The organism is Allobosea sp. GW821-FHT09G06 (genome assembly GCF_059416005.1).
The window spans coordinates 674,364-692,643 of sequence record NZ_JBWKOI010000002.1 but is presented as its reverse complement, the minus strand read 5'-3'; the positions used below and the strand labels follow the sequence as shown (position 1 = coordinate 692,643).

Genomic DNA, 18,280 nt, shown 5'->3' with positions numbered 1-18,280 from the left:
ATTGGCGTTTAATTGCATATGCAAATAACACTTGCCAATTGCATATGCAATTGGATAGCATGGCTTCAACTCAAAGAGTAGCGGGAGGACGCACGGTGGCGAAAGCGCCTGGTGAGACGATTGTCTGCGACAAGCTCTGGACGAATGCGCGGCTGGCGACGATGTCGGCTGCGGTCGAGGCTCCCTATGGCGCGATCGAGGATGGCGTCATCGCCGCTCGCGACGGACGCATCGTCTTCGTCGGCCCGCGCAGCGCGGCACCCGCCTTCCAGGCGGCCGAGACCATCGATTGCGCGGGTCGCTGGATCACGCCCGGGCTGATCGATTGCCACACCCATCTGGTCTATGGCGGCGACCGGGCGCATGAGTTCGAATTGCGTCTCCAGGGCGCGACCTATGAGGAGATCGCGCGGGCCGGCGGCGGCATCCTTTCCACCGTCAAGGCGACGCGCGAGGCGAGCGAGGATACGCTCTTCGCCTCCGCCGATAAGCGCCTCGCCGCGCTGATGGCCGAGGGTATCACCACCGTCGAGATCAAATCCGGCTACGGGCTGGAGCAGCAGGCGGAGCTCAAGCAACTCCGCGTCGCGCGCCGCATCGGCCGCGAGCGCCCCGTCACCGTCCGCACCACCTTCCTCGGCGCCCATGCCGTGCCGCCCGAATACAAGGGCCGCTCGGGCGACTACACCGCGCTGGTCGCCGGGCCGCTGCTCGACGCCGTCGCAGCCGAGGGGCTGGCCGATGCGGTCGATGCCTTCTGCGAGGGCATCGCCTTCTCGCCCGAGGAGACGAGAACCGTCTTCGAGGCCGCCAAGGCCAAGGGCCTGGCGATCAAGCTCCATGCCGAGCAGTTGTCCAATCTCCACGGCGCCAAGCTCGCCGCCGAGATGGGCGCGCTTTCGGCCGACCATCTCGAATATCTCGACGAGGACGGCGTCATCGCCATGGCCAAGGCCGGCACGGTCGCGGTCGTGCTGCCTGGCGCCTTCTATTTCCTGCGCGAAACGCAGAAGCCGCCGATCGAATTGATGCGCAAGCATGGCGCGGCGATCGCGCTCGCGACCGATGCCAATCCCGGCTCCTCGCCGCTGACCTCGCCTTTGCTCGTGCTCAACATGGCCTGCACGCTCTTCCGGATGACGCCGGAAGAGGCGCTGGCCGGGCTCACCCGCCACGCCGCCAAGGCCCTCGGACTTCAGGACGAGGTCGGCACGCTGGAAGCCGGCAAGCGCTGCGATCTCGCGATCTGGGAGATCGAGCGCCCCGCAGAACTCGCCTACCGTATCGGCTTCAATCCCCTTCACACCCGCATCTGGAACGGACAATGACCACGGTTTCGCTGAACCCGGGCGCAGCCCATCTCACCGACTGGCGCGCGATCCTCGACGGCGCCGTCGCCTCGCTAAGCAGCGAGAGCGCGGGGAATATCGCCTCCGGCCAGAAGATCGTCGAGGAGATCGTCGCCGCCGGCACGGTGACCTATGGCGTCAATACCGGCTTCGGGAAGCTCGCCAGCGTGCGCATCGCCGATGCCGATCTCGCCAAGCTCCAGAGCAACCTGATCGTCTCGCATGCGGTCGGCACCGGCCCTGCCCTGCCCGACGGCGTGGTGCGCCTGCTGCTGGCGATGAAGGCCGCGAGCCTGGCGCGCGGCGCCTCCGGCGTGCGCCCCGTCGTGATCGAGGCCCTGACCAACGCGCTCAAGGCCGACGCCTTGCCGGTGATCCCGGCCAAGGGCTCGGTCGGCGCCTCCGGCGATCTCGCCCCGCTCGCCCATATGACTGCGGCCCTGATGGGCTACGGCGAGATCCGCCTGAAGGGCGAGACCCTGCCGGCAGCCGAAGCGCTGAAGCGCGCGGGTCTCACCACGTTGGCGCTCGGCGCCAAGGAAGGCCTCGCGCTGATCAACGGCACGCAGGTCTCGACCACGCTCGCCATGACCGGCCTTGCCGCCATCGCTCGCGTCTTCGACGCGGCGCTCGTCGCCGGCGCGCTCTCGGTCGATGCGCTCAAGGGCTCCGACACCCCGTTCGATCCGCGCATCCAGAATCTCCGCGGCCAGCCCGGCCAGATCAAGGTCGCCAAGACCCTGCTCGACCTGATCGCCGGCAGCGCCATCCGCGAGAGCCATCGCCATGGCGACACGAAGGTGCAGGACCCCTATTCGCTGCGCTGCCAGCCGCAGGTGATGGGCGCGGTGCGCGACCTGATCGGCAACGCCGCCGCGACGCTCTCGATCGAGGCCAATGCCGTCACCGACAACCCGCTGGTGCTCGGCCCCGGCGAGATCGTTTCCGGCGGCAATTTTCACGCCGAGCCGGTCGCCTTCGCCGCCGACATCCTGGCCATGGCCGTCTGCGAGATCGGCAACCTCTCGGAGCGCCGCATGGCGCTGCTGGTCGACCCCGTGATGAGCGGCCTGCCGCCCTTCCTCGCCCGCGATGCCGGCCTGAACTCCGGCTTCATGATCGCGCAGGTCACGGCCGCGGCGCTCGCCTCCGAGAACAAGCAGAAGGCCTACCCTGCTTCGGTCGACACCATCCCGACCTCGGCCAACCAGGAAGACCATGTCTCGATGGCGACGCATGGCGCCTTCCGCCTGATCGACATGGCGAAGAATGCGGCGAGCATCATCGGCGTCGAGCTGATGGCTGCGGCAGAAGCGATCGAGCACCACCGCCCGCTCAAGACCAGCGCGCGCCTTGAGCCGGTGCTCGCCCTGCTGCGCGGCAAGATCGCGCCGCTGACCGAGGACCGCTACCTCGCCCCCGACCTCGCGGCCGCGACCGAGTTCGTGCTTTCCGGCGCCGTCGGCAAGGCGGCGGGCCTCGACAGCTTCGCCGAGTGCAGCGCATGAGCGCCGAGATCGTCACGGTCACGCGGGGCTCGTCCCCGCTGATCCTCTCCATGCCGCATCCCGGCACCGGCGTTCCGCCGGACGTCGCGGCGCAGCTCAACGCACGCGGAAAGCTGGTCGAGGATACCGACTGGCATATGCGCCAGCTCTACGGCTTCGCCGCGCCGTTCGCGCCGAGCATCGTCGAAGCGCAGCTCTCGCGCTTCGTCATCGACCTCAACCGCGACCCGGCCGGCGTCTCGCTCTATCCGGGCCAGGCGACGACCGAGCTCGTGCCGAGCACGACCTTCGACGGCGCGCCAATCTGGCAGACCACGCCGGACGCCGCCGAGATCGAGCGGCGCAAGGCGGCCTATTTCCAGCCCTATCAAACCGCGCTGGCGGCCGAGATCGAACGGGTGACGACCGAGCACGGCTATTGCGTGCTGTGGGATTGCCACTCGATCAAGTCGGTGATCCCGCGCCTGTTCGAAGGCACGCTGCCGACGCTGAACCTCGGCACGAATTCCGGCCAGAGCTGCGCCGGGAGTATCGAGGCCGCCGCCGTCACCGCGATGGCCGGCCAACCGCTCACCCAGATCGCCAATGGCCGCTTCAAGGGCGGCTGGATCACGCGCCATTACGGGCGCCCCTCCAGCCAAGTCCACGCGCTCCAGATGGAAATCGCGCTCTCGGCCTATCTCTCGGAGGAGAACGCGCCCTGGACCTTCGACGCGACGAAGGCCGCCGCCTTGCAAACCGCCTTGTCAGCCATCATCGCCGCAGCCCTGGACGCGGCCAAGACTCTCGAAGGGAGCCGCTCATGACCCGCCTGGACAATACCCGCGTCATCCGCCCCGCCACCGGCACCGAGCTCAGCGCCAAGAGCTGGATGACCGAGGCTCCGCTGCGCATGCTGATGAACAACCTGCACCCGGACGTCGCCGAGAATCCGCAGGAGCTCGTGGTCTATGGCGGCATCGGCCGCGCCGCCCGTTCCTGGGAGGATTACGACCGCATCGTCGCGACCTTGCGCCAGCTCGAGGCCGATGAGACCCTGCTCGTCCAGTCCGGCAAGCCGGTCGGCGTGTTCCGCACGCACAAGGATGCGCCGCGCGTCTTGATCGCGAACTCCAACCTCGTTCCGCACTGGGCGAACTGGGACCATTTCAACGAACTCGATAAGAAGGGTCTCGCGATGTACGGCCAGATGACGGCCGGCTCCTGGATCTATATCGGCACCCAGGGCATCGTTCAGGGCACCTACGAGACCTTCGTCGAGGCCGGCCGCCAGCACTACAACGGCAGCCTCAAGGGCAAGTGGGTCCTGACCGGCGGCCTCGGCGGCATGGGCGGCGCTCAGCCGCTCGCCGCGGTGATGGCCGGCGCCTCCTGCCTTGCCGTCGAGTGCAATCCCGACTCGATCGATTTCCGCCTGCGCACCCGCTATCTCGACGAGAAGGCCGAGACGCTCGACGAGGCGCTGGAGATGATCGCCCGCTGGACCAAGAACGGCGAGGCGAAGTCGGTCGGCCTGCTCGGCAACTGCGCCGAGATCCTGCCCGAGATGGTCCGCCGCGGCATCCGCCCCGACATGGTCACCGACCAGACCTCGGCGCATGACCCGATCAACGGCTACCTGCCGAAGGGCTGGACCATGGGCCAGTGGAAGCAGGCCCGCGAGGCCAATCCGAAATCCGTCGAAAAGGCGGCCCGCGCCTCGATGCGCGAGCATGTCGAGGCGATGATCGCCTTCCAGGACATGGGCATCCCGACCTTCGACTACGGTAACAACATCCGCCAGGTCGCCAAGGAAGAGGGGCTTGAGAACGCCTTCGCCTTCCCGGGCTTCGTGCCGGCCTATATCCGCCCGCTGTTCTGCCGCGGCATCGGCCCGTTCCGCTGGGCCGCCCTCTCAGGCGATCCGGAGGATATCTACAAGACCGACGCCAAGGTGAAGGAGCTGCTGCCCGACAACAAGCACCTGCATAACTGGCTCGACATGGCGCGCGAGCGCATCGCGTTCCAGGGCGTGCCGGCGCGCATCTGCTGGGTCGGCCTCGGCGACCGCCACCGCCTCGGCCTCGCCTTCAACGAGATGGTCAGGAACGGCGAACTCAAGGCACCGGTCGTGATCGGCCGCGACCATCTCGATTCCGGCTCGGTCGCCTCGCCGAACCGCGAGACGGAAGCGATGAAGGACGGCTCGGATGCCGTCTCCGACTGGCCGCTGCTCAACGCCCTGCTCAACACGGCGTCAGGCGCAACCTGGGTCTCGCTGCACCATGGCGGCGGCGTCGGCATGGGCTTCTCGCAGCATTCGGGCGTCGTGATCTGCGCCGACGGCACGGATGACGCGGCCGCCCGCCTCTCGCGCGTCCTGTGGAACGACCCGGCCACCGGCGTGATGCGCCATGCCGATGCCGGCTACGACATCGCGCTGGACTGCGCCCGCGACAAGGGTCTCAACCTGCCGGGGATTTTGGGCTGAGCAATCTTGTCATTCCGGGGCGGCCGCAGGGCGAACCCGGAACCCACGACTGGGTAGAACGTCGCGAGCAGACAGGGCTCGCCCGTTCGTGGGTTCCGGGTTCTCCGCTTGCGCGGAGCCCCGGAATGACAGCGATGGCCACTTGAATTCGAAGGAGCCTTCATGCGCATCATCCGCGCCGCCGATTGCAAGGTCATGCCGTGGAAGAACGGCGGGGGCACCACGACCGAGATCGCTGTTTCTCCAGAGGGGGCTCCCCTCAGCGATTTCGCCTGGCGCATCTCGATGGCCCATGTCGGACAGGACGGGCCGTTCTCATCCTTCCCCGGCATCGACCGAACCTTGTCGGTGCTGACCGGCAACGGCATTCGGCTGGCCTTCGGCGACGGCGAGACGGTTTCGCTCGATCGTTCGACCGCGCCGTTCTTCTTCGCCGCCGACCGGGCGGTAGATGGCGTGCTGGTCGACGGGGCGATCGATGATCTCAACGTGATGAGTCGGCGCGGGGCGTGGAGCCATAGCGTCGAGCGCCTCACCGGCGGATCGCATGAGATCGCGGCCGAGAGCGGGTTGCTGGTTCTGGTGGCGCGTCAGGGCGATTGGCGGGTGAATGCTGAGGCGCTCGCTGCCGGCGACAGCGCGGTGCTCGAAGCGCCTATCACAGCAAAACTCGCCGCTGGAGATGGCGGCGAGCTGTTTGCGATCCGACTGCAACCGGTCTGAGCTGCCGTCATTCTCGGGCGGAGCACAGCTCCGACCGAGAAGCTCATGACCAGCAGACACTGGTTTCCGAGATGCTCGGGTCAAGCCCGAGCATGACGCTTTTTCTTTCTCCTCAAGCCGCCTGCCGCGGCTGTGGGCCGACATAGACCGATTGCGGGCGGATCAGCCGGCCACCGGCGATCTGCTCCTTGGCATGGGCGAGCCAGCCCGTCGTCCGCCCCAGCGCGAAGACGCAGGTGAAGGAATCCGGCGCGAAACCGAGCGCCTCCAGCAAGAGCGCCGTGTAGAACTCGACATTGGTTTCCAGCGTGCGGTTCGGCTTGCGCTCGCGCAGGATGGCGAGCGCCGCCTGCTCGACCGCCTCGGCCAGCGCGAGGCGCCCGCTATCGGCGCCGAGCCGGCGGATTGCGCCCTTCAGCGCATCGGCGCGCGGATCGCGCACGCGATAGATGCGATGGCCGAAGCCCATCAAACGGTCGCCGCGATCGAGCGCCGTCTCCAGCCAGGTACGAGCATTGCCGGGCGCGCCGATCGCATCGAGCATCTCGATCACCGGGCCGGGCGCGCCGCCATGGAGCGGGCCTTTGAGCGCACCGATGCCGGCGAGCACCGCCGAGACCAGCCCGGCGCGGGTCGAGGCAACGACACGTGACGCGAAGGTCGAGGCGTTGAGGCCATGGTCGGCGACGGTCACGAGATAGGTGTCGAGCGCGGCGGCCTGCTGCTGCGTCGGCACCTTGCCGGTCAGCATGCGCAGCGTATCGGCTGCCTGCGACAGGGACGGATCGGGGGCGACCGCCGCAAGGCCCTGCCGCAGGCGCAGCGACGCGGCAGTGAAGACGGCAGGAGCCGCCAGCAGCCGCAGGACCGTGCCGGCATCCTCGCCATCGGGCACGAGCGCCGTCATCGCCCGGATCATCTCCACCGGGCCGAGTGTCACGGGGATAACGGCCTTCTTCACGATTGTCTCGAACAGTTCCTGCCGGGCAGCGCCAAGCGCCGCCGGCAAATCCTTCATGGTCGGCAGGTCCGGCACGAAGCCGTCCAGCATCAGCGCGGCCATCTCCTCGAAGGAGGTATGGCCCGCGAGCTCATCGAGGCTGTGACCGCGCATCACCAATCGGCCCGCCGCCCCATCGACTTCCGAGAGCACGGTATGGGCGGCAACGACATCTTCAAGGCCATCGGACATGGCGAGTTCTCCTCAACATCTGAGGCCTTGAAGATTGATAGCTTCATCAGTAGAATCAATCTTGAACAATATAATCAATGTATTTTCCCATGACCGACTGGCTGACGGCGCAACAGGTGATGCAGCGGCTCGGGCTGAAGCCGCAGACGCTCTACGCCTATGTCAGCCGCGGGCTGATCGAGGCGCGCGGCGATGCGGGCGACTCGCGCCGACGGCTGTACCGCGCCGAGGATGTGGCGCGGCTGGAGCATCGCAAGGCGCGGGGACGCAAGCCCGCCGCCATCGCCGAGGATGCGATCGCGTTCGGCGAGCCGATCCTGGCCTCCGGCATCGCCACGATCCAGCGCGGCAAGCTCTGGTATCGCGGGCAGGACGCCGAGACGCTGGCCGAGACGGCGAAGCTGGAGGATGTCGCGCGGCTGCTCTGGGATTGCGGCTCGCAACGCTTTCCGCCGCTGTTCACGATCGTGCCGAAGGCGCCGGCCCGGCAGCGCATGTTCGCGGTGATCGCCGCGCGTGCCGCCAGCGATCCCGCCATGGCCGGCCGGACGAAGAAGGCGCTCTATCTTGAAGCGGCTTCCGTCATCGACTCGCTCGTCGATGCCATCGCCGGACGACCGGGACAGGGGCCGATCCATCACCGGCTGGCGCAGGCCTGGGGCTGCGACGCCGATGGCGCCGACCTGATCCGCCGCGCGCTGGTCTTGCTTGCCGACCATGAGCTCAACGCCTCGACCTTCGCGGTCCGGGTTGCGGCCTCGACGCGCGCCTCGCTCGCCGCCAGCATCCTGGCCGGGCTCGCGACACTGTCGGGGCCGCTGCATGGCGGGATGACGCCGCGCGTGCTGGGCTTGATGCGCGAGATCGCGAGCGAGGGCGTGGAGATGGCCGTCTCGGCGCGGCTTGCGACCGGCATGCCCCTGCCCGGCTTCGGCCATCCGCTCTATCCGGATGGCGATGCGCGGGCGCGGGCGCTGCTCGCGGCGTTCACGCTACCACCGGCCTATGAGGAGACGCGCCGGGCCGTCACGGCCCTGACCGGCGAGGAGCCGAATATCGATTTCGTGCTGACGGCGATCGCGAGCGAACTCGGGCTCGGGCCGGATGTACCGTTCCAACTCTTCGCCGCCGCGCGCTGCGCGGGCTGGATCGCCCATGCACTGGAGCAGGGCGAGACCGGACGCCTGATCCGGCCTCGCGCCCGCTATGTCGGGCCGGAGCCGGCTTGAACCATCCTTGTCATTCCGGGGCTTCGCGCAGCGAAGAACCCGGAACCCACGACCGAGCGGGCCGCTCGCAGCCGAGCTCTTCATGTCTCACCCAGTCGTGGGTTCCGGGTTCGCGCCTATGGCGCGCCCCGGAATGACAAGCGTGGAGCTTGCTTAAGCCACCTTTCCTCCAAGCTCGCACTCACGCTCCGCGATATAGCCGCGCGTGATCGGCAGGCCGTCGAGCTTCTTGGCGAGCTGGAACTGGAAGACGACGAGGTCGTCATGCCGGAAGCTCGCCTCGCAGGCCGCGAGGTAGAATTCCCACATCCGGGCGAAGCGCTCGTCATACATCGCCACCGCCTCGTCGCGCCGGGCGAGGAAGTTCTCGCGCCAGACCTTCAGCGTCTCGGCATAGTGCAGGCGCAGCACCTCGACATCGGTGATGACGAGCCCCTCCTGCTCGACCGCCGCCGCCACCTCCGACATGGCGGGGATATAGCCGCCGGGGAAGATGTACTTGGCGATGAAGGGATTGGTCGCACCAGGCGGCGTCGAGCGGCCGATGGTGTGGACCAGCGCCACACCGTCATCGCTCAGCAATTCCCGGACCTTGCGGAAATAGTCGCGGTAATAGCCGACGCCGACATGCTCGAACATGCCGACCGAGACGATCCGGTCGAAGGGCTCGTTCAGATGCCGGTAGTCCTGCAGCCGGAATTCGACCGGCAGGCCGGATTCCGCGCCGCGCTGCTGCGCGATGGCGAGTTGCTCCTCGGAGAGCGTGATGCCTGTGACGGACGCCCCCGTCTCGCCGGCTATGGACAGCGCCATGCCGCCCCAACCGCAGCCGATATCGAGCACGCGCTGGCCCGGCTGGAGGTCGAGCTTGCCCATGATGTGGCGCTTCTTGGCGAGCTGCGCCTGCGCCAAGCTCATGCCGGGCTCGGCGAAATAGGCGCAGGAATACTGCATGTCCGGATCTAGGAAGAGCCGGAAGAAATCGCTCTTGAGATCGTAGTGATGCGCGACGTTGCGCTTCGCCAAAGCCGGCGTGTTGTGCTGGTGGAAGCGTCGCACCGCCGTGCGCAAGCCCTCCAGCACCTTGCCCCAACCTTTGGGGCGGGCGCGGTGCACGGCCGCGACCAGCGCATCGAGCAGGTCGTAGAGCGAGCCCTGCTCGACGACGACGCGCCCGTCCATCACGGCCTCGCCGAGGGCGAGCTCGGGATTGAGCGCGAGCTTCAGTTCAGTCGGCGAATCCACGATGCGCATGCGCAATCGCGGCGCGGCACCCTGCCCGACGGATTGCAACGTGCCATCGGGAAACACGACGTCGATACGTGGCTCGATCGCGAGCCGAGACAACATCCTGGCTATCAGCGAATGCATTGGCCCCACCTTCGGCAGCGCCCCTTTCGCTGAAGATGGCAACGCAACGCGCCGTCGTAACGCCCCCTCAGCGCAAGGCAGCCACACGCCTGCGACATGACAACGCAGGCGGTGCGGTTCGGTTTCGCTAGGGAAGCATGGCTGGCGGCTCGCTAGTGATCCGCCGCGATGACCTCGGCACGGATCTCCTCGACCAGCCGCTCCTTCAAGGCAACGAATTCCGGCGTCGTCTTGATGGTGTAGGGCCGCGGATGCGGCAGATCGACCGGGATATCGGCCTTGATCCGGCCCGGGCGCGCGCTCATCACCACGACGCGGGAGCCGACGAAGATCGCCTCCTCGATATCATGGGTGACGAAGAGCACGGTCTTCTGCTCGCGCTCCCAAATGCCGAGCAGCATTTCCTGCATCAACGCCCGGGTCTGGTTGTCGAGCGCGCCGAAAGGCTCGTCGAGCAGCAGGATCTTGGGGTTGTTGGCGAGCGCCCGGGCAATCGCCGTGCGCTGCTGCATGCCGCCCGAGAGCTGCTTCGGGAAATGGTCGACGAACTGGCCCAGCCCGACGCGCACCGCCCAGTCGCGGGCGATCTTCAGGCGCTCGGCCTCGGACACGCCCTTCTCGCGCAGGCCGAAGGCGATGTTCTGCTGCACGGTCAGCCAGGGGAAGAGCGTGTAGCTCTGGAAGACGAAGCCGCGATCGGCGCCCGGCCCCGCGACGGCTGCGCCATCCAACAGGACGCGGCCTTCGCTTGCCGTCTCCAGCCCGCCGATGATGCGCAGCAAGGTCGACTTGCCGCAGCCGGAGGGGCCCAGGATGGTGATGAAGTCGTTGTCGGCGACGCTGAGCGAGGTCGGCATCAGGGCGCGGGTCGGCTCGCCGCCGCGCTGCGCGGGGAAGACCTTGCCGACATTCTCGACGAGAAGCTTGCTCATGTGCGCGCCCACGGGAACAGGCGCTGGTTGACCGCCTTGAAGAGGAAATCGGAGACGAGGCCGATGAGCCCGATCACGATGATGCCGAAGATGATCTGCCCGGTGTTCAGCAGCGCCTGGCTGTCGGTGATCATGTGGCCGATGCCCGAGGACGAGCCGATCAGCTCCGCGACGATGACATAGGTCCAGGCCCAGCCGAGCACGAGCCGGAAGATCTCGGCGATCTCGGGCGCCGCGTTCGGCAGCATGACGCGGCGGACCACCGAGCTGTCGGTCGCGCCCAGCGTATAGGCGGCATCGACGAGGTCGCGCCGGATCGAGCCGACCGAGACCGCGATCATCAGGATGAGCTGAAAGACCGAGCCGATGAAGATGACGAGCAGCTTCTGCGTCTCGCCGATGCCGGCCCAGAGGATCAGCAGCGGGATGAAGGCCGAGGCCGGCAGGTAGCGCGCGAAGGAGACGAAGGGCTCCAGGAAGGCCTCGATCGGCTTGTAGGCACCCATCAGGATGCCTATCGGCAGGGCCACGAGGACGGCGAGGATGAAGCCACCGACGACGCGCCAGATCGTCATCATGATGTCGAAGCCGAAGCCGTAGCGGACCATCAGGTTATAGCCCTCGCCGACCATGGTCAGCGGATCGGCCAGGAAGAGGCGCTGGACATAGCCGCCGAAGGTCGCGACCGACCAGAGCGCGACGAAGAGCGCAAAGAAGGCCAGGCCATAGCCGATGCGGGCCGAGGCCGAGACGGGTTGCAAAGGTCTCATCGCGTTGTCGTTCCGGTCACGGCCATGGCCAGTTGCTTCCAGGGTTCGATCGACCAGAAGCCGGCAGCGGCGCCGGAGGTCGAGGGTAGGACGTAGATGTCGGCATCGGCCAGTCCATGCGCTTGCGGCCCGTAGGCGAGCCGCCCCTCATTGATCCCGAGGGCGGCTTGCGCCGCACGCTTGCCGTTGAAGGCGAGGATGCGGGGCCGGTTCGCAGCGATCCGCGCCGCGAAGCCGGCCACGTCGAAATGGCCGCCACGCAGAGCGGAATCCGGGCCCGAGGTCCGCTTGGCGACATCGGTCAGGCCGATGCCGTAGCGCGGCAAGGTCAGGAACTCCTCCGGCCGGAGCCTCACCGGGACGAGCCCGATCTCATGAAGCACCGGCCAGAACTTGTTGCCCGGCCCGGCATAGTAGGCGCCGCGCCTGGCCGAGGCAGCGCCGGCCTGCGTGCCGCAGAAGACGACGCGCAGGCCGGGCTCCAGAACATCCGGGAGGATGTCGCCGTTCACGCGGCGGCTGTTACTTGCCGGCGTTCACTTGCCGGCGACGAACTTCGTATCGACCAGCGTGGCGAGATCGGGCTTGGCCTTGATCAGGCCGATCTCGAGCAGCAGGTCGGCGGCCTTGGCCGAGAAGGCCTGCCAGTCGCCCGAGAAGAACTTCTTGTTACCCTCGGCATCCGACCAGCGCAGGTATCCGGCCGACTTGCCGAACTGCTCGCCGGTCTGCTTCACGTCGGCGCCCATGATCTCGTAGGCCTTGGCCTGGTCCTTCTTGATCATGTCCAGGGCCTCGTAATAGCTCTGGGTCAGCGCCGCCGCGGCCTTGTCGTTGACGAGGAAGGCGGGCGTGCAGCCGAAGGTGTCCATCACCATCGGGTAGTCCAGGGTGGTGGCGATGATCTTGCCCGCGTCCGGCTTGTCGCGGACGGAGGAGAGATAGGGCTCATAGGTCATGGCGGCGTCGTTCTGGCCGGCGATGAAGGCTTGGGCTGCCGGGCCCGGCTCCATGTTGACGACCTTGACGTCCTTCACCGAGAGGCCGTTCTCCTTGAGCATCCAGGCCAGCGCGAAATAGGGCGAGGTGCCGGGCGCGGAGGCCGCGACCGTCTTGCCCTTCAGGTCCTTGATCGCGGCGACATCCTTGCGCACGGCCATGCCGTCGGCGCCGTAGCTCTTGTCGAGCTGGAAGATCTGCTTGGTCTTGATGCCGGCCGCATCCCAGACGATCCAGGTCTCGACCGTGGTCGCGGCGCACTGGATGTCGCCCGAGGCGATGGCGAGATGGCGATCCTTCTGCGGGATCTTCTTGATGGTGACGTCGAGGCCGTTCTTGGCGAAGATGCCGGCCTCCTTGGCGAGCACCAGCGGAGCGAAGCCGGTCCAGCCGGAAATACCGATATTGACCTTGGTCTGCGCCTGGGCGCCGCCCGCCGCGAAGAGCGCCGCGAGGCCAAAACCAACCGCTGCGCCGGCGCGCTTGAAAACTGCCATGGTTGAAACCCTTCCCCTGTTTTTCGGCTGATGCGCCAATCCAACGCCTAGAGCGTCATCGCAGCGCCATGCAACCTTCGTTCCCATACATTTTAATTGCATATGCAAATACGTCAAGCGGCCGATCAGCGCCGCTTGGGAAAGTCATGACATTCTCTCGTTTGACAGGGCAGAGGGAATTTCCTCCTCTTCCGCCCGCCGGCGCGCAGACGCCCTTATTTCTTTGAGTCGAGGTTTTCCGATGAACGGCGCCGACCGCCTTTGCGACACGCTTCTGATCAACGGCGTCGATACCTGCTTCGCCAATCCCGGTACGTCCGAGATGCATTTCGTCGCGGCGCTCGACCGCAAGCCGGAAATGCGCTGCGTGCTCGGCTTGTTCGAGGGCGTCGTGACCGGCGCGGCAGACGGCTATGCCCGCATGGCCGACAAGCCGGCGGCGACGCTGCTGCATTGCGGCCCCGGCATGGCGAATGCGCTCGCCAACATGCACAACGCGCGGCGCGCCCGCACGCCGATGATCAATGTCGTCGGCGACCACGCGACCTACCATCTCCAGCATGACGCGCCGCTGACCAGCGATATCGAGAGCCTGGCCGAGCCGATGTCGCATTTCGTCCGGCGCATCGCGACGCCCGAGGATGTCGGCCCGGCGATCGGGGAGGCCTATGTCGCCTCGCTCACCCTGCCCGGTGTCACCACCGTGATTCTGCCGGCCGACTGCGCCTGGGGCAGCGTCGAGCCCGCCACGCTGAAGCCGACCGAGCTGCCGGCTTTGAAGAGCGTCGATGGCGCGACGATCCGCGAGGTTGCGGCCGGCCTGCGCAAGCACGGCGCGCGGGCTGCGATCATGCTGACGGGGCTTGCGCTGCGCGAGAAGCCGATGGAGATGGCCGCCCGCATTTGCGCGGTGACCGGCGCCCAGATCTTCAGCCAGATGTCGAACGGGCGCATCCAGCGCGGCGCCGGCCGCGTCGCCATGCCGAAGGTGTTCTATCCGATCGACAAGGCGCTCGAGCAGCTCAAGGACGTGGATTACCTCGTGCTCGTCGGCGCGCAGGTTCCGGTCGGCTTCTTCGCCTATCCCGGCAAGCCCGGCCGCCTGATCCATGACGGCTGCGAGGTCGCGACGCTGTCGATCCCCGGCGACGACCTGCCGGCCTCGATCACCGCGCTCGCCGAGGAGATGGGTGCGACGAAGACGGCGCCGCTCTACATCGCTCCGGTGCGCAAGGAGCAGCCCGGCCTGCCGACCGGCAAGCTCGATGCCGACAAGGCCTGCGCCATCGTCTCGGCGCTGCTGCCGGAGAACTGCATCGTCTGCGACGAGTCGGTCTCGTCCGGCCGCAGCTTCTACTACGACTGCCACACGGCGCCGCAGCACGACTATATCCAGCTCACCGGCGGCGCGATCGGCGAAGGCATCCCGCTCGCCATCGGCGCGGCCGTCGCCTGCCCCGACCGCAAGGTCATCGGCATGCAGGCCGACGGCTCGGGCATGTATACGGTGCAGGGGCTGTGGACGCAGGCGCGCGAGAATCTCGACATCGTCACCGTCGTCTTCGCCAACCGGACCTACCAGATCCTGCATGGCGAGATGCGCGCTGTCGGCGTCAACGATTTCGGCCGCAACGCCACGCTGATGCTGAACATCGACGAGCCGGCGCTGGACTGGGTGATGATGGCCAAGGGCATGGGCGTCGAAGCGGCGCGAGCCACGACGGCCGAGGAATTCACCAGCCTGTTCAAGGCGGCGCTGGCCAAGAAGGGGCCGTTCCTGATCGAGGCTGCGATCTAAGCGCCGCTGAGCGGCACTGAAGAGTGTCATCCCGCACGCGCTGCGGCACGAAGTGCTGCTGCGCAGATGCGGGATCGTCTGCAAGAAAAGGCGCCTTCTCGTCACGCAGTCCCGTGTCTGCGCCGCAGCGTTCCACGCTGCAGCGCGCACGGGATGACAGGCGGTAGCGCCCGAAGACAGCGCTACTTGAACCCGCCCAGGAAGGCGTCGAGGCAGTCGCCGATCGCCTCGATGGCGTAGCCGCCCTCCTGCACCACCAGCGTCGGCAGGCCGAAGCCCTTCACCTGCCGGCCGATCGTGCCGAAGTCCGAAGCCTCCAGCTTCAAGACACCGATCGGATCGTCCTTGTGGGCATCGTAGCCGAGCGCGATCACCACGGCATCCGCACCGAAATCGCGGATCGCCTTGCCGGCCTCGGCGACCGCCGCTTCCATCGCGGCGCCACCAGCCCCATGGGCCAGCGGCAGGTTCAGGTTGAAACCCTCGCCCGGGCCGTTGCCGCGCTCGTCGGCATAGCCGGTGAAGAACGGGTAGTAGTTCGTGGGATCGGCATGGACCGAGATCGTCAGCACGTCGTTGCGGCGATAGAAAATCTGCTGCGTGCCGTCGCCGTGATGGGCGTCGACATCGAGGATCGCGACCTTGCCGAATTTCGAGCGCAGGCGCTGGGCCGCGATCGCGGTGTTGTTGAGGTAGCAGAAGCCGGTGGCGCGGTCGGCGCGGGCGTGGTGACCGGACGGACGGCAAAGCGAGTAGACCGCGCGCTCGCCGCCGAGGATCGCGTCCGCCGCGGAGACGGCCGTCTCCGACGAGCGCAGCGTCGAATGCCAGCAATGCTCGCCGATCGGCACCGAGAGATCGCCGAGATACCAGCCGAGCTGGCCAATGAAGCCGGTCGGGCGGCAAGGCGGGCGGACATCCTCGTCCGGGCGGCCGCTCCAATAGGGGAAAGTGCTCGGCCAGACTTCCGGGCCGCGCTCGGCCGGCAGGTCCTGCCAGCGCGCCCAGGCGGTTTCGAGGAACTTGACGAAACCGGTGTCATGGATCGCCAGGACCGGCTCCGTGCCATGCGCCGTCGGCTTCTCCGGCGCGATGCCGTGCTTCCTGAGCGCCCCGAGCAGGCGCTCCGTCCGTTCCGGCAGGTCCTTGGGGGCCACGACCTTGCCGAAGCGCATGTACTGCTGGGGATCGTGAAGGGCTTGGTCGGGGTGATAGAAGGCGCGCATCAGGCGAAGAATCCTCGTCAGATCGCGAGGCGACCGTCAGCCCCGCAAGGGGATGCTAGCAACCCCCAACGCCCCGGTCAGCCATGACGATGCCGCCCACCCCTGCGTGGGAGGCGGGACCGCCGGTCAATGCGGCGAGAGCAGCGCGACGAATTCGCGCGCCAGGGCGTCGATCGAATGGCGCTCCGGCCGGTACCAGTCGGTCGAGCCATTGAGCGCACCGAGCAGGAAGAGCCTGAGCACATCGGGCGAGTTGCCGGCGGGCATGCCGCCGGCCTCCTGCCATTCGGCGATCAGACGGCGCCAGACATCCTCATAGGCGCGGCGCACGGCCCGCACGCTCTCCGGCACCGGCGCCGCGCCGAAGGTGAAGACCTTGATGCTGGCGGAGGTGTAATCGCCATGGCCGTGCAGCGCCGAGAGATGCGCGCGGATCGCAGCCTCCAGCCGGACGCGCGGCGAGGCACCCTCCTCCGCGGCGAGCGCCGCGACGACCGCCTCATGGACGAAGCGCACGCCGTCATTGACGACGGCCTCGACGATCTCCTCCTTCGAGCCGAAATGGTAATAGAGGCTCGCCTTGCGGATACCGACGGCCTCCGCGATCTCACGCAAGGTGGTCTGGTGATAGCCGCCGCCGCGCAGCAGCCGCGCGGCATGGTCGAGGATCAGGCGGCGGGAACCACCTTCGGCCGCTGGCCGCGTCGTTGGCGCTTCACTCATAGGGTGTCTTCCCGTGCGCGCTGCGGCGCGTGAGTAGCCGCTGCGCAGACACGGGGCCGCGCGACGAGAAGGCGCCTTTTCGGGAGGACGGTCCCGTGTCTGCGCAGCAGCGTTTCACGCTGCGGCGCGCACGGGATGACCCTGCCCCTTCTGGAAAACGGTCCCGCATCTGCGCAGCAGCATTGCATGCTGCGGCGCGTGCGGGGGTGACGCTCGTCCTTCACAGCCGCTTCGCCACTTCCTCGAGCATGACCTCGGTCGCGCCGCCGCCAATGGCCTGGACGCGGGCGTCGCGGGTCATGCGCTCGATCGCGCTCTCGCGCATGTAGCCCATGCCGCCATGGAACTGCAGGCAGTCGTACATGACTTCGTTGACCAGCTCGCCGCAATAGGCCTTGGCCATCGAGACCTCGCGGGTGGCGTCGAAGCCCTGCGCGTCGAGCCAGGCGGCGTGATAGACGAGCTGGCGACCGGCCTCGACCTTGCCCGCGAGATCGGCGAGGCGCTGGCGGATCGCCTGCTTCTCCCAGAGCGGCGCGCCGAAGGCTTTTCGCGTCTTCACATAATCCAGCGTCAGGTCGATGGCGGCCTGCGCCTCGCCCATGGCCATGGCGCCGATCACGGTGCGCTCGTTCTGGAAATTGCTCATGATCGCGTAGAAGCCGCGGCCTTCCTGCCCGAGCAGGTTCTCGGCCGGCACCTTGCAATCGACGAAGGAGAGCTCGGCGGTATCCGAGGAGCGCCAGCCATGCTTGTCGAGCGCACGCGAGACCGAGAAGCCCGGCGTGCCCTTCTCGACGACGAAGATCGAGACCGATTGCGACGGCCGGCCCTGCGGATCGGTCTTGGCGGCGACGCAGTAGAGATCGGCATGGACGCCGTTGGTGATAAACATCTTGGCGCCGTTGAGGACGTAGTGATCGCCCTCGCGCCGCGCCGTGGTGCGGATGCCCTTCACATCCGAGCCAGCATCGGGCTCGGTGACGGCGACCGCGACGATCTTTTCGCCGGCGATGATGCCGGGCAGGTACTTGTCCTTCTGGGCCTGGCTGCCGGCATTGGCGATATGGACCGAGGCCATGTCGGTATGGACGAGCGCGGTGATCGCGACGCCGGAGAAGGTCGAGCGGCCGAGCTCCTCGGCCAGCACGACGGTCGCCATCGTGTCCATCTCGGAGCCACCGTAATCGGCGGGGTAGCGGATGCCGAAGAAGCCGAGTTCGCCCATCTTGCGCAGCACGTCGCGCGGGACGAAGCCGTCCTCCTCCCATTGCAGGGCATGCGGCTTGATCTCGGTCTCGACGAAGCGGCGGACCTGATCGCGCAGCGCCTCATGCTCCTCGGTGAAGTAAGGCGAGCGGCGTGCGCCCTCCGCGACAAGCTTTCCGCCTGATGACATCGCCTTCTCCCGTCCCTGTGCAGCGCCATCGGCGAGCTACCTGCCGGACGGTAGGTGAACGGCCCGCCGAGATCAAGCTACCGTCATTCGGAAG

The 18,280-nt window shown here is 67.4% G+C and carries 16 protein-coding genes; 7 read left to right on the top strand and 9 right to left on the bottom strand.

What is annotated here, in order from left to right:
- The first annotated feature begins 161 nt into the window (after nucleotides 1–161).
- From hutI to AC07NY_RS13410, 5 genes are all read left to right on the top strand, one after another.
- Complete coding sequence (gene hutI / locus AC07NY_RS13430) at nucleotides 162–1,328, top strand: imidazolonepropionase (protein ID WP_494584679.1); 1,167 nt, start codon at nucleotides 162–164, stop codon at nucleotides 1,326–1,328.
- The gene (gene hutH / locus AC07NY_RS13425) at nucleotides 1,325–2,857 is read left to right on the top strand and encodes a histidine ammonia-lyase (RefSeq protein WP_494584251.1); all 1,533 of its coding nucleotides are present in this window, start codon (nucleotides 1,325–1,327) and stop codon (nucleotides 2,855–2,857) included. Before hutI ends, hutH begins: the two co-directional genes overlap by 4 nt.
- Nucleotides 2,854–3,663, top strand: coding sequence for an N-formylglutamate deformylase (hutG, locus tag AC07NY_RS13420; RefSeq protein WP_494584250.1), 810 nt, complete (start codon nucleotides 2,854–2,856; stop codon nucleotides 3,661–3,663). Before hutH ends, hutG begins: the two co-directional genes overlap by 4 nt.
- Nucleotides 3,660–5,327: a urocanate hydratase gene (hutU, locus tag AC07NY_RS13415; RefSeq protein WP_494584249.1), complete on the top strand. Its 1,668-nt coding sequence runs from the start codon at nucleotides 3,660–3,662 to the stop codon at nucleotides 5,325–5,327. The genes hutG and hutU overlap by 4 nt, the downstream gene beginning before the upstream one ends.
- A gap of 162 nt (nucleotides 5,328–5,489) precedes the next feature.
- Entirely contained in the window at nucleotides 5,490–6,050 is a 561-nt protein-coding gene (locus AC07NY_RS13410) for a HutD/Ves family protein (RefSeq protein ID WP_494584248.1), read from the top strand.
- Nucleotides 6,051–6,162: 112 nt separating this feature from the next.
- Here AC07NY_RS13410 and AC07NY_RS13405 read toward each other — a convergent pair whose 3' ends face one another.
- On the bottom strand, nucleotides 6,163–7,242 hold the full coding sequence (locus AC07NY_RS13405; protein ID WP_494584247.1) for a citrate synthase/methylcitrate synthase: 1,080 nt from the start codon (nucleotides 7,240–7,242) through the stop codon (nucleotides 6,163–6,165).
- A gap of 89 nt (nucleotides 7,243–7,331) precedes the next feature.
- Between AC07NY_RS13405 and AC07NY_RS13400 the strand changes: the two genes are divergently transcribed.
- Nucleotides 7,332–8,471, top strand: a complete 1,140-nt coding sequence (locus tag AC07NY_RS13400) for a citrate synthase family protein (protein WP_494584246.1) — start codon at nucleotides 7,332–7,334, stop codon at nucleotides 8,469–8,471.
- A 153-nt stretch (nucleotides 8,472–8,624) separates the two neighbouring features.
- Here the strand turns inward: AC07NY_RS13400 and AC07NY_RS13395 are convergent, their stop codons facing one another.
- The 5 genes from AC07NY_RS13395 to AC07NY_RS13375 all read right to left on the bottom strand — a co-directional run bounded on the left by AC07NY_RS13395 (nucleotide 8,625) and on the right by AC07NY_RS13375 (nucleotide 13,040).
- Entirely contained in the window at nucleotides 8,625–9,821 is a 1,197-nt protein-coding gene (locus AC07NY_RS13395; RefSeq protein ID WP_494584245.1) for a class I SAM-dependent methyltransferase, read from the bottom strand.
- Between the two features lie 173 nt (nucleotides 9,822–9,994).
- The gene (locus AC07NY_RS13390) at nucleotides 9,995–10,774 is read right to left on the bottom strand and encodes an ABC transporter ATP-binding protein (RefSeq protein ID WP_494584244.1); all 780 of its coding nucleotides are present in this window, start codon (nucleotides 10,772–10,774) and stop codon (nucleotides 9,995–9,997) included.
- The gene (locus AC07NY_RS13385; protein ID WP_494584243.1) at nucleotides 10,771–11,544 is read right to left on the bottom strand and encodes an ABC transporter permease; all 774 of its coding nucleotides are present in this window, start codon (nucleotides 11,542–11,544) and stop codon (nucleotides 10,771–10,773) included. Before AC07NY_RS13385 ends, AC07NY_RS13390 begins: the two co-directional genes overlap by 4 nt.
- Entirely contained in the window at nucleotides 11,541–12,056 is a 516-nt protein-coding gene (locus AC07NY_RS13380; protein ID WP_494584242.1) for a mismatch-specific DNA-glycosylase, read from the bottom strand. Before AC07NY_RS13380 ends, AC07NY_RS13385 begins: the two co-directional genes overlap by 4 nt.
- A gap of 24 nt (nucleotides 12,057–12,080) precedes the next feature.
- The gene (locus AC07NY_RS13375) at nucleotides 12,081–13,040 is read right to left on the bottom strand and encodes an ABC transporter substrate-binding protein (protein ID WP_494584241.1); all 960 of its coding nucleotides are present in this window, start codon (nucleotides 13,038–13,040) and stop codon (nucleotides 12,081–12,083) included.
- A 241-nt stretch (nucleotides 13,041–13,281) separates the two neighbouring features.
- On the opposite strand from AC07NY_RS13375, the gene AC07NY_RS13370 reads away from it, so the two are divergent.
- Nucleotides 13,282–14,838 carry an acetolactate synthase large subunit gene (locus tag AC07NY_RS13370; protein ID WP_494584240.1) on the top strand — a complete coding sequence of 519 codons (1,557 nt, stop codon included), beginning with the start codon at nucleotides 13,282–13,284 and terminating at the stop codon, nucleotides 14,836–14,838.
- A 182-nt stretch (nucleotides 14,839–15,020) separates the two neighbouring features.
- Here the strand turns inward: AC07NY_RS13370 and AC07NY_RS13365 are convergent, their stop codons facing one another.
- The 3 genes from AC07NY_RS13365 to AC07NY_RS13355 form a co-directional block, all read right to left on the bottom strand.
- Nucleotides 15,021–16,064, bottom strand: coding sequence for a histone deacetylase family protein (locus tag AC07NY_RS13365; RefSeq protein WP_494584239.1), 1,044 nt, complete (start codon nucleotides 16,062–16,064; stop codon nucleotides 15,021–15,023).
- Nucleotides 16,065–16,190: 126 nt separating this feature from the next.
- The gene (locus tag AC07NY_RS13360) at nucleotides 16,191–16,787 is read right to left on the bottom strand and encodes a TetR/AcrR family transcriptional regulator (RefSeq protein WP_494584238.1); all 597 of its coding nucleotides are present in this window, start codon (nucleotides 16,785–16,787) and stop codon (nucleotides 16,191–16,193) included.
- Between the two features lie 220 nt (nucleotides 16,788–17,007).
- On the bottom strand, nucleotides 17,008–18,186 hold the full coding sequence (locus AC07NY_RS13355) for an acyl-CoA dehydrogenase family protein (RefSeq protein ID WP_494584237.1): 1,179 nt from the start codon (nucleotides 18,184–18,186) through the stop codon (nucleotides 17,008–17,010).
- Nucleotides 18,187–18,280 lie beyond the last annotated feature (94 nt).

Excerpts from the sequence above, each read along its gene's own strand:
- hutI (WP_494584679.1), top strand. The coding sequence starts at position 162 with ATGTCGGCTGCGGTCGAGGCTCCCTATGGCGCGATCGAGGATGGCGTC.
- hutH (WP_494584251.1), top strand. The coding sequence starts at position 1,325 with ATGACCACGGTTTCGCTGAACCCGGGCGCAGCCCATCTCACCGACTGG.
- hutG (WP_494584250.1), top strand. The coding sequence starts at position 2,854 with ATGAGCGCCGAGATCGTCACGGTCACGCGGGGCTCGTCCCCGCTGATC.
- hutU (WP_494584249.1), top strand. The coding sequence starts at position 3,660 with ATGACCCGCCTGGACAATACCCGCGTCATCCGCCCCGCCACCGGCACC.
- AC07NY_RS13410 (WP_494584248.1), top strand. The coding sequence starts at position 5,490 with ATGCGCATCATCCGCGCCGCCGATTGCAAGGTCATGCCGTGGAAGAAC.
- AC07NY_RS13405 (WP_494584247.1), bottom strand. The coding sequence starts at position 7,242 with ATGTCCGATGGCCTTGAAGATGTCGTTGCCGCCCATACCGTGCTCTCG.
- AC07NY_RS13400 (WP_494584246.1), top strand. The coding sequence starts at position 7,332 with ATGACCGACTGGCTGACGGCGCAACAGGTGATGCAGCGGCTCGGGCTG.
- AC07NY_RS13395 (WP_494584245.1), bottom strand. The coding sequence starts at position 9,821 with ATGTTGTCTCGGCTCGCGATCGAGCCACGTATCGACGTCGTGTTTCCC.
- AC07NY_RS13390 (WP_494584244.1), bottom strand. The coding sequence starts at position 10,774 with ATGAGCAAGCTTCTCGTCGAGAATGTCGGCAAGGTCTTCCCCGCGCAG.
- AC07NY_RS13385 (WP_494584243.1), bottom strand. The coding sequence starts at position 11,544 with ATGAGACCTTTGCAACCCGTCTCGGCCTCGGCCCGCATCGGCTATGGC.
- AC07NY_RS13375 (WP_494584241.1), bottom strand. The coding sequence starts at position 13,040 with ATGGCAGTTTTCAAGCGCGCCGGCGCAGCGGTTGGTTTTGGCCTCGCG.
- AC07NY_RS13370 (WP_494584240.1), top strand. The coding sequence starts at position 13,282 with ATGAACGGCGCCGACCGCCTTTGCGACACGCTTCTGATCAACGGCGTC.
- AC07NY_RS13365 (WP_494584239.1), bottom strand. The coding sequence starts at position 16,064 with ATGCGCGCCTTCTATCACCCCGACCAAGCCCTTCACGATCCCCAGCAG.
- AC07NY_RS13360 (WP_494584238.1), bottom strand. The coding sequence starts at position 16,787 with ATGAGTGAAGCGCCAACGACGCGGCCAGCGGCCGAAGGTGGTTCCCGC.
- AC07NY_RS13355 (WP_494584237.1), bottom strand. The coding sequence starts at position 18,186 with ATGTCATCAGGCGGAAAGCTTGTCGCGGAGGGCGCACGCCGCTCGCCT.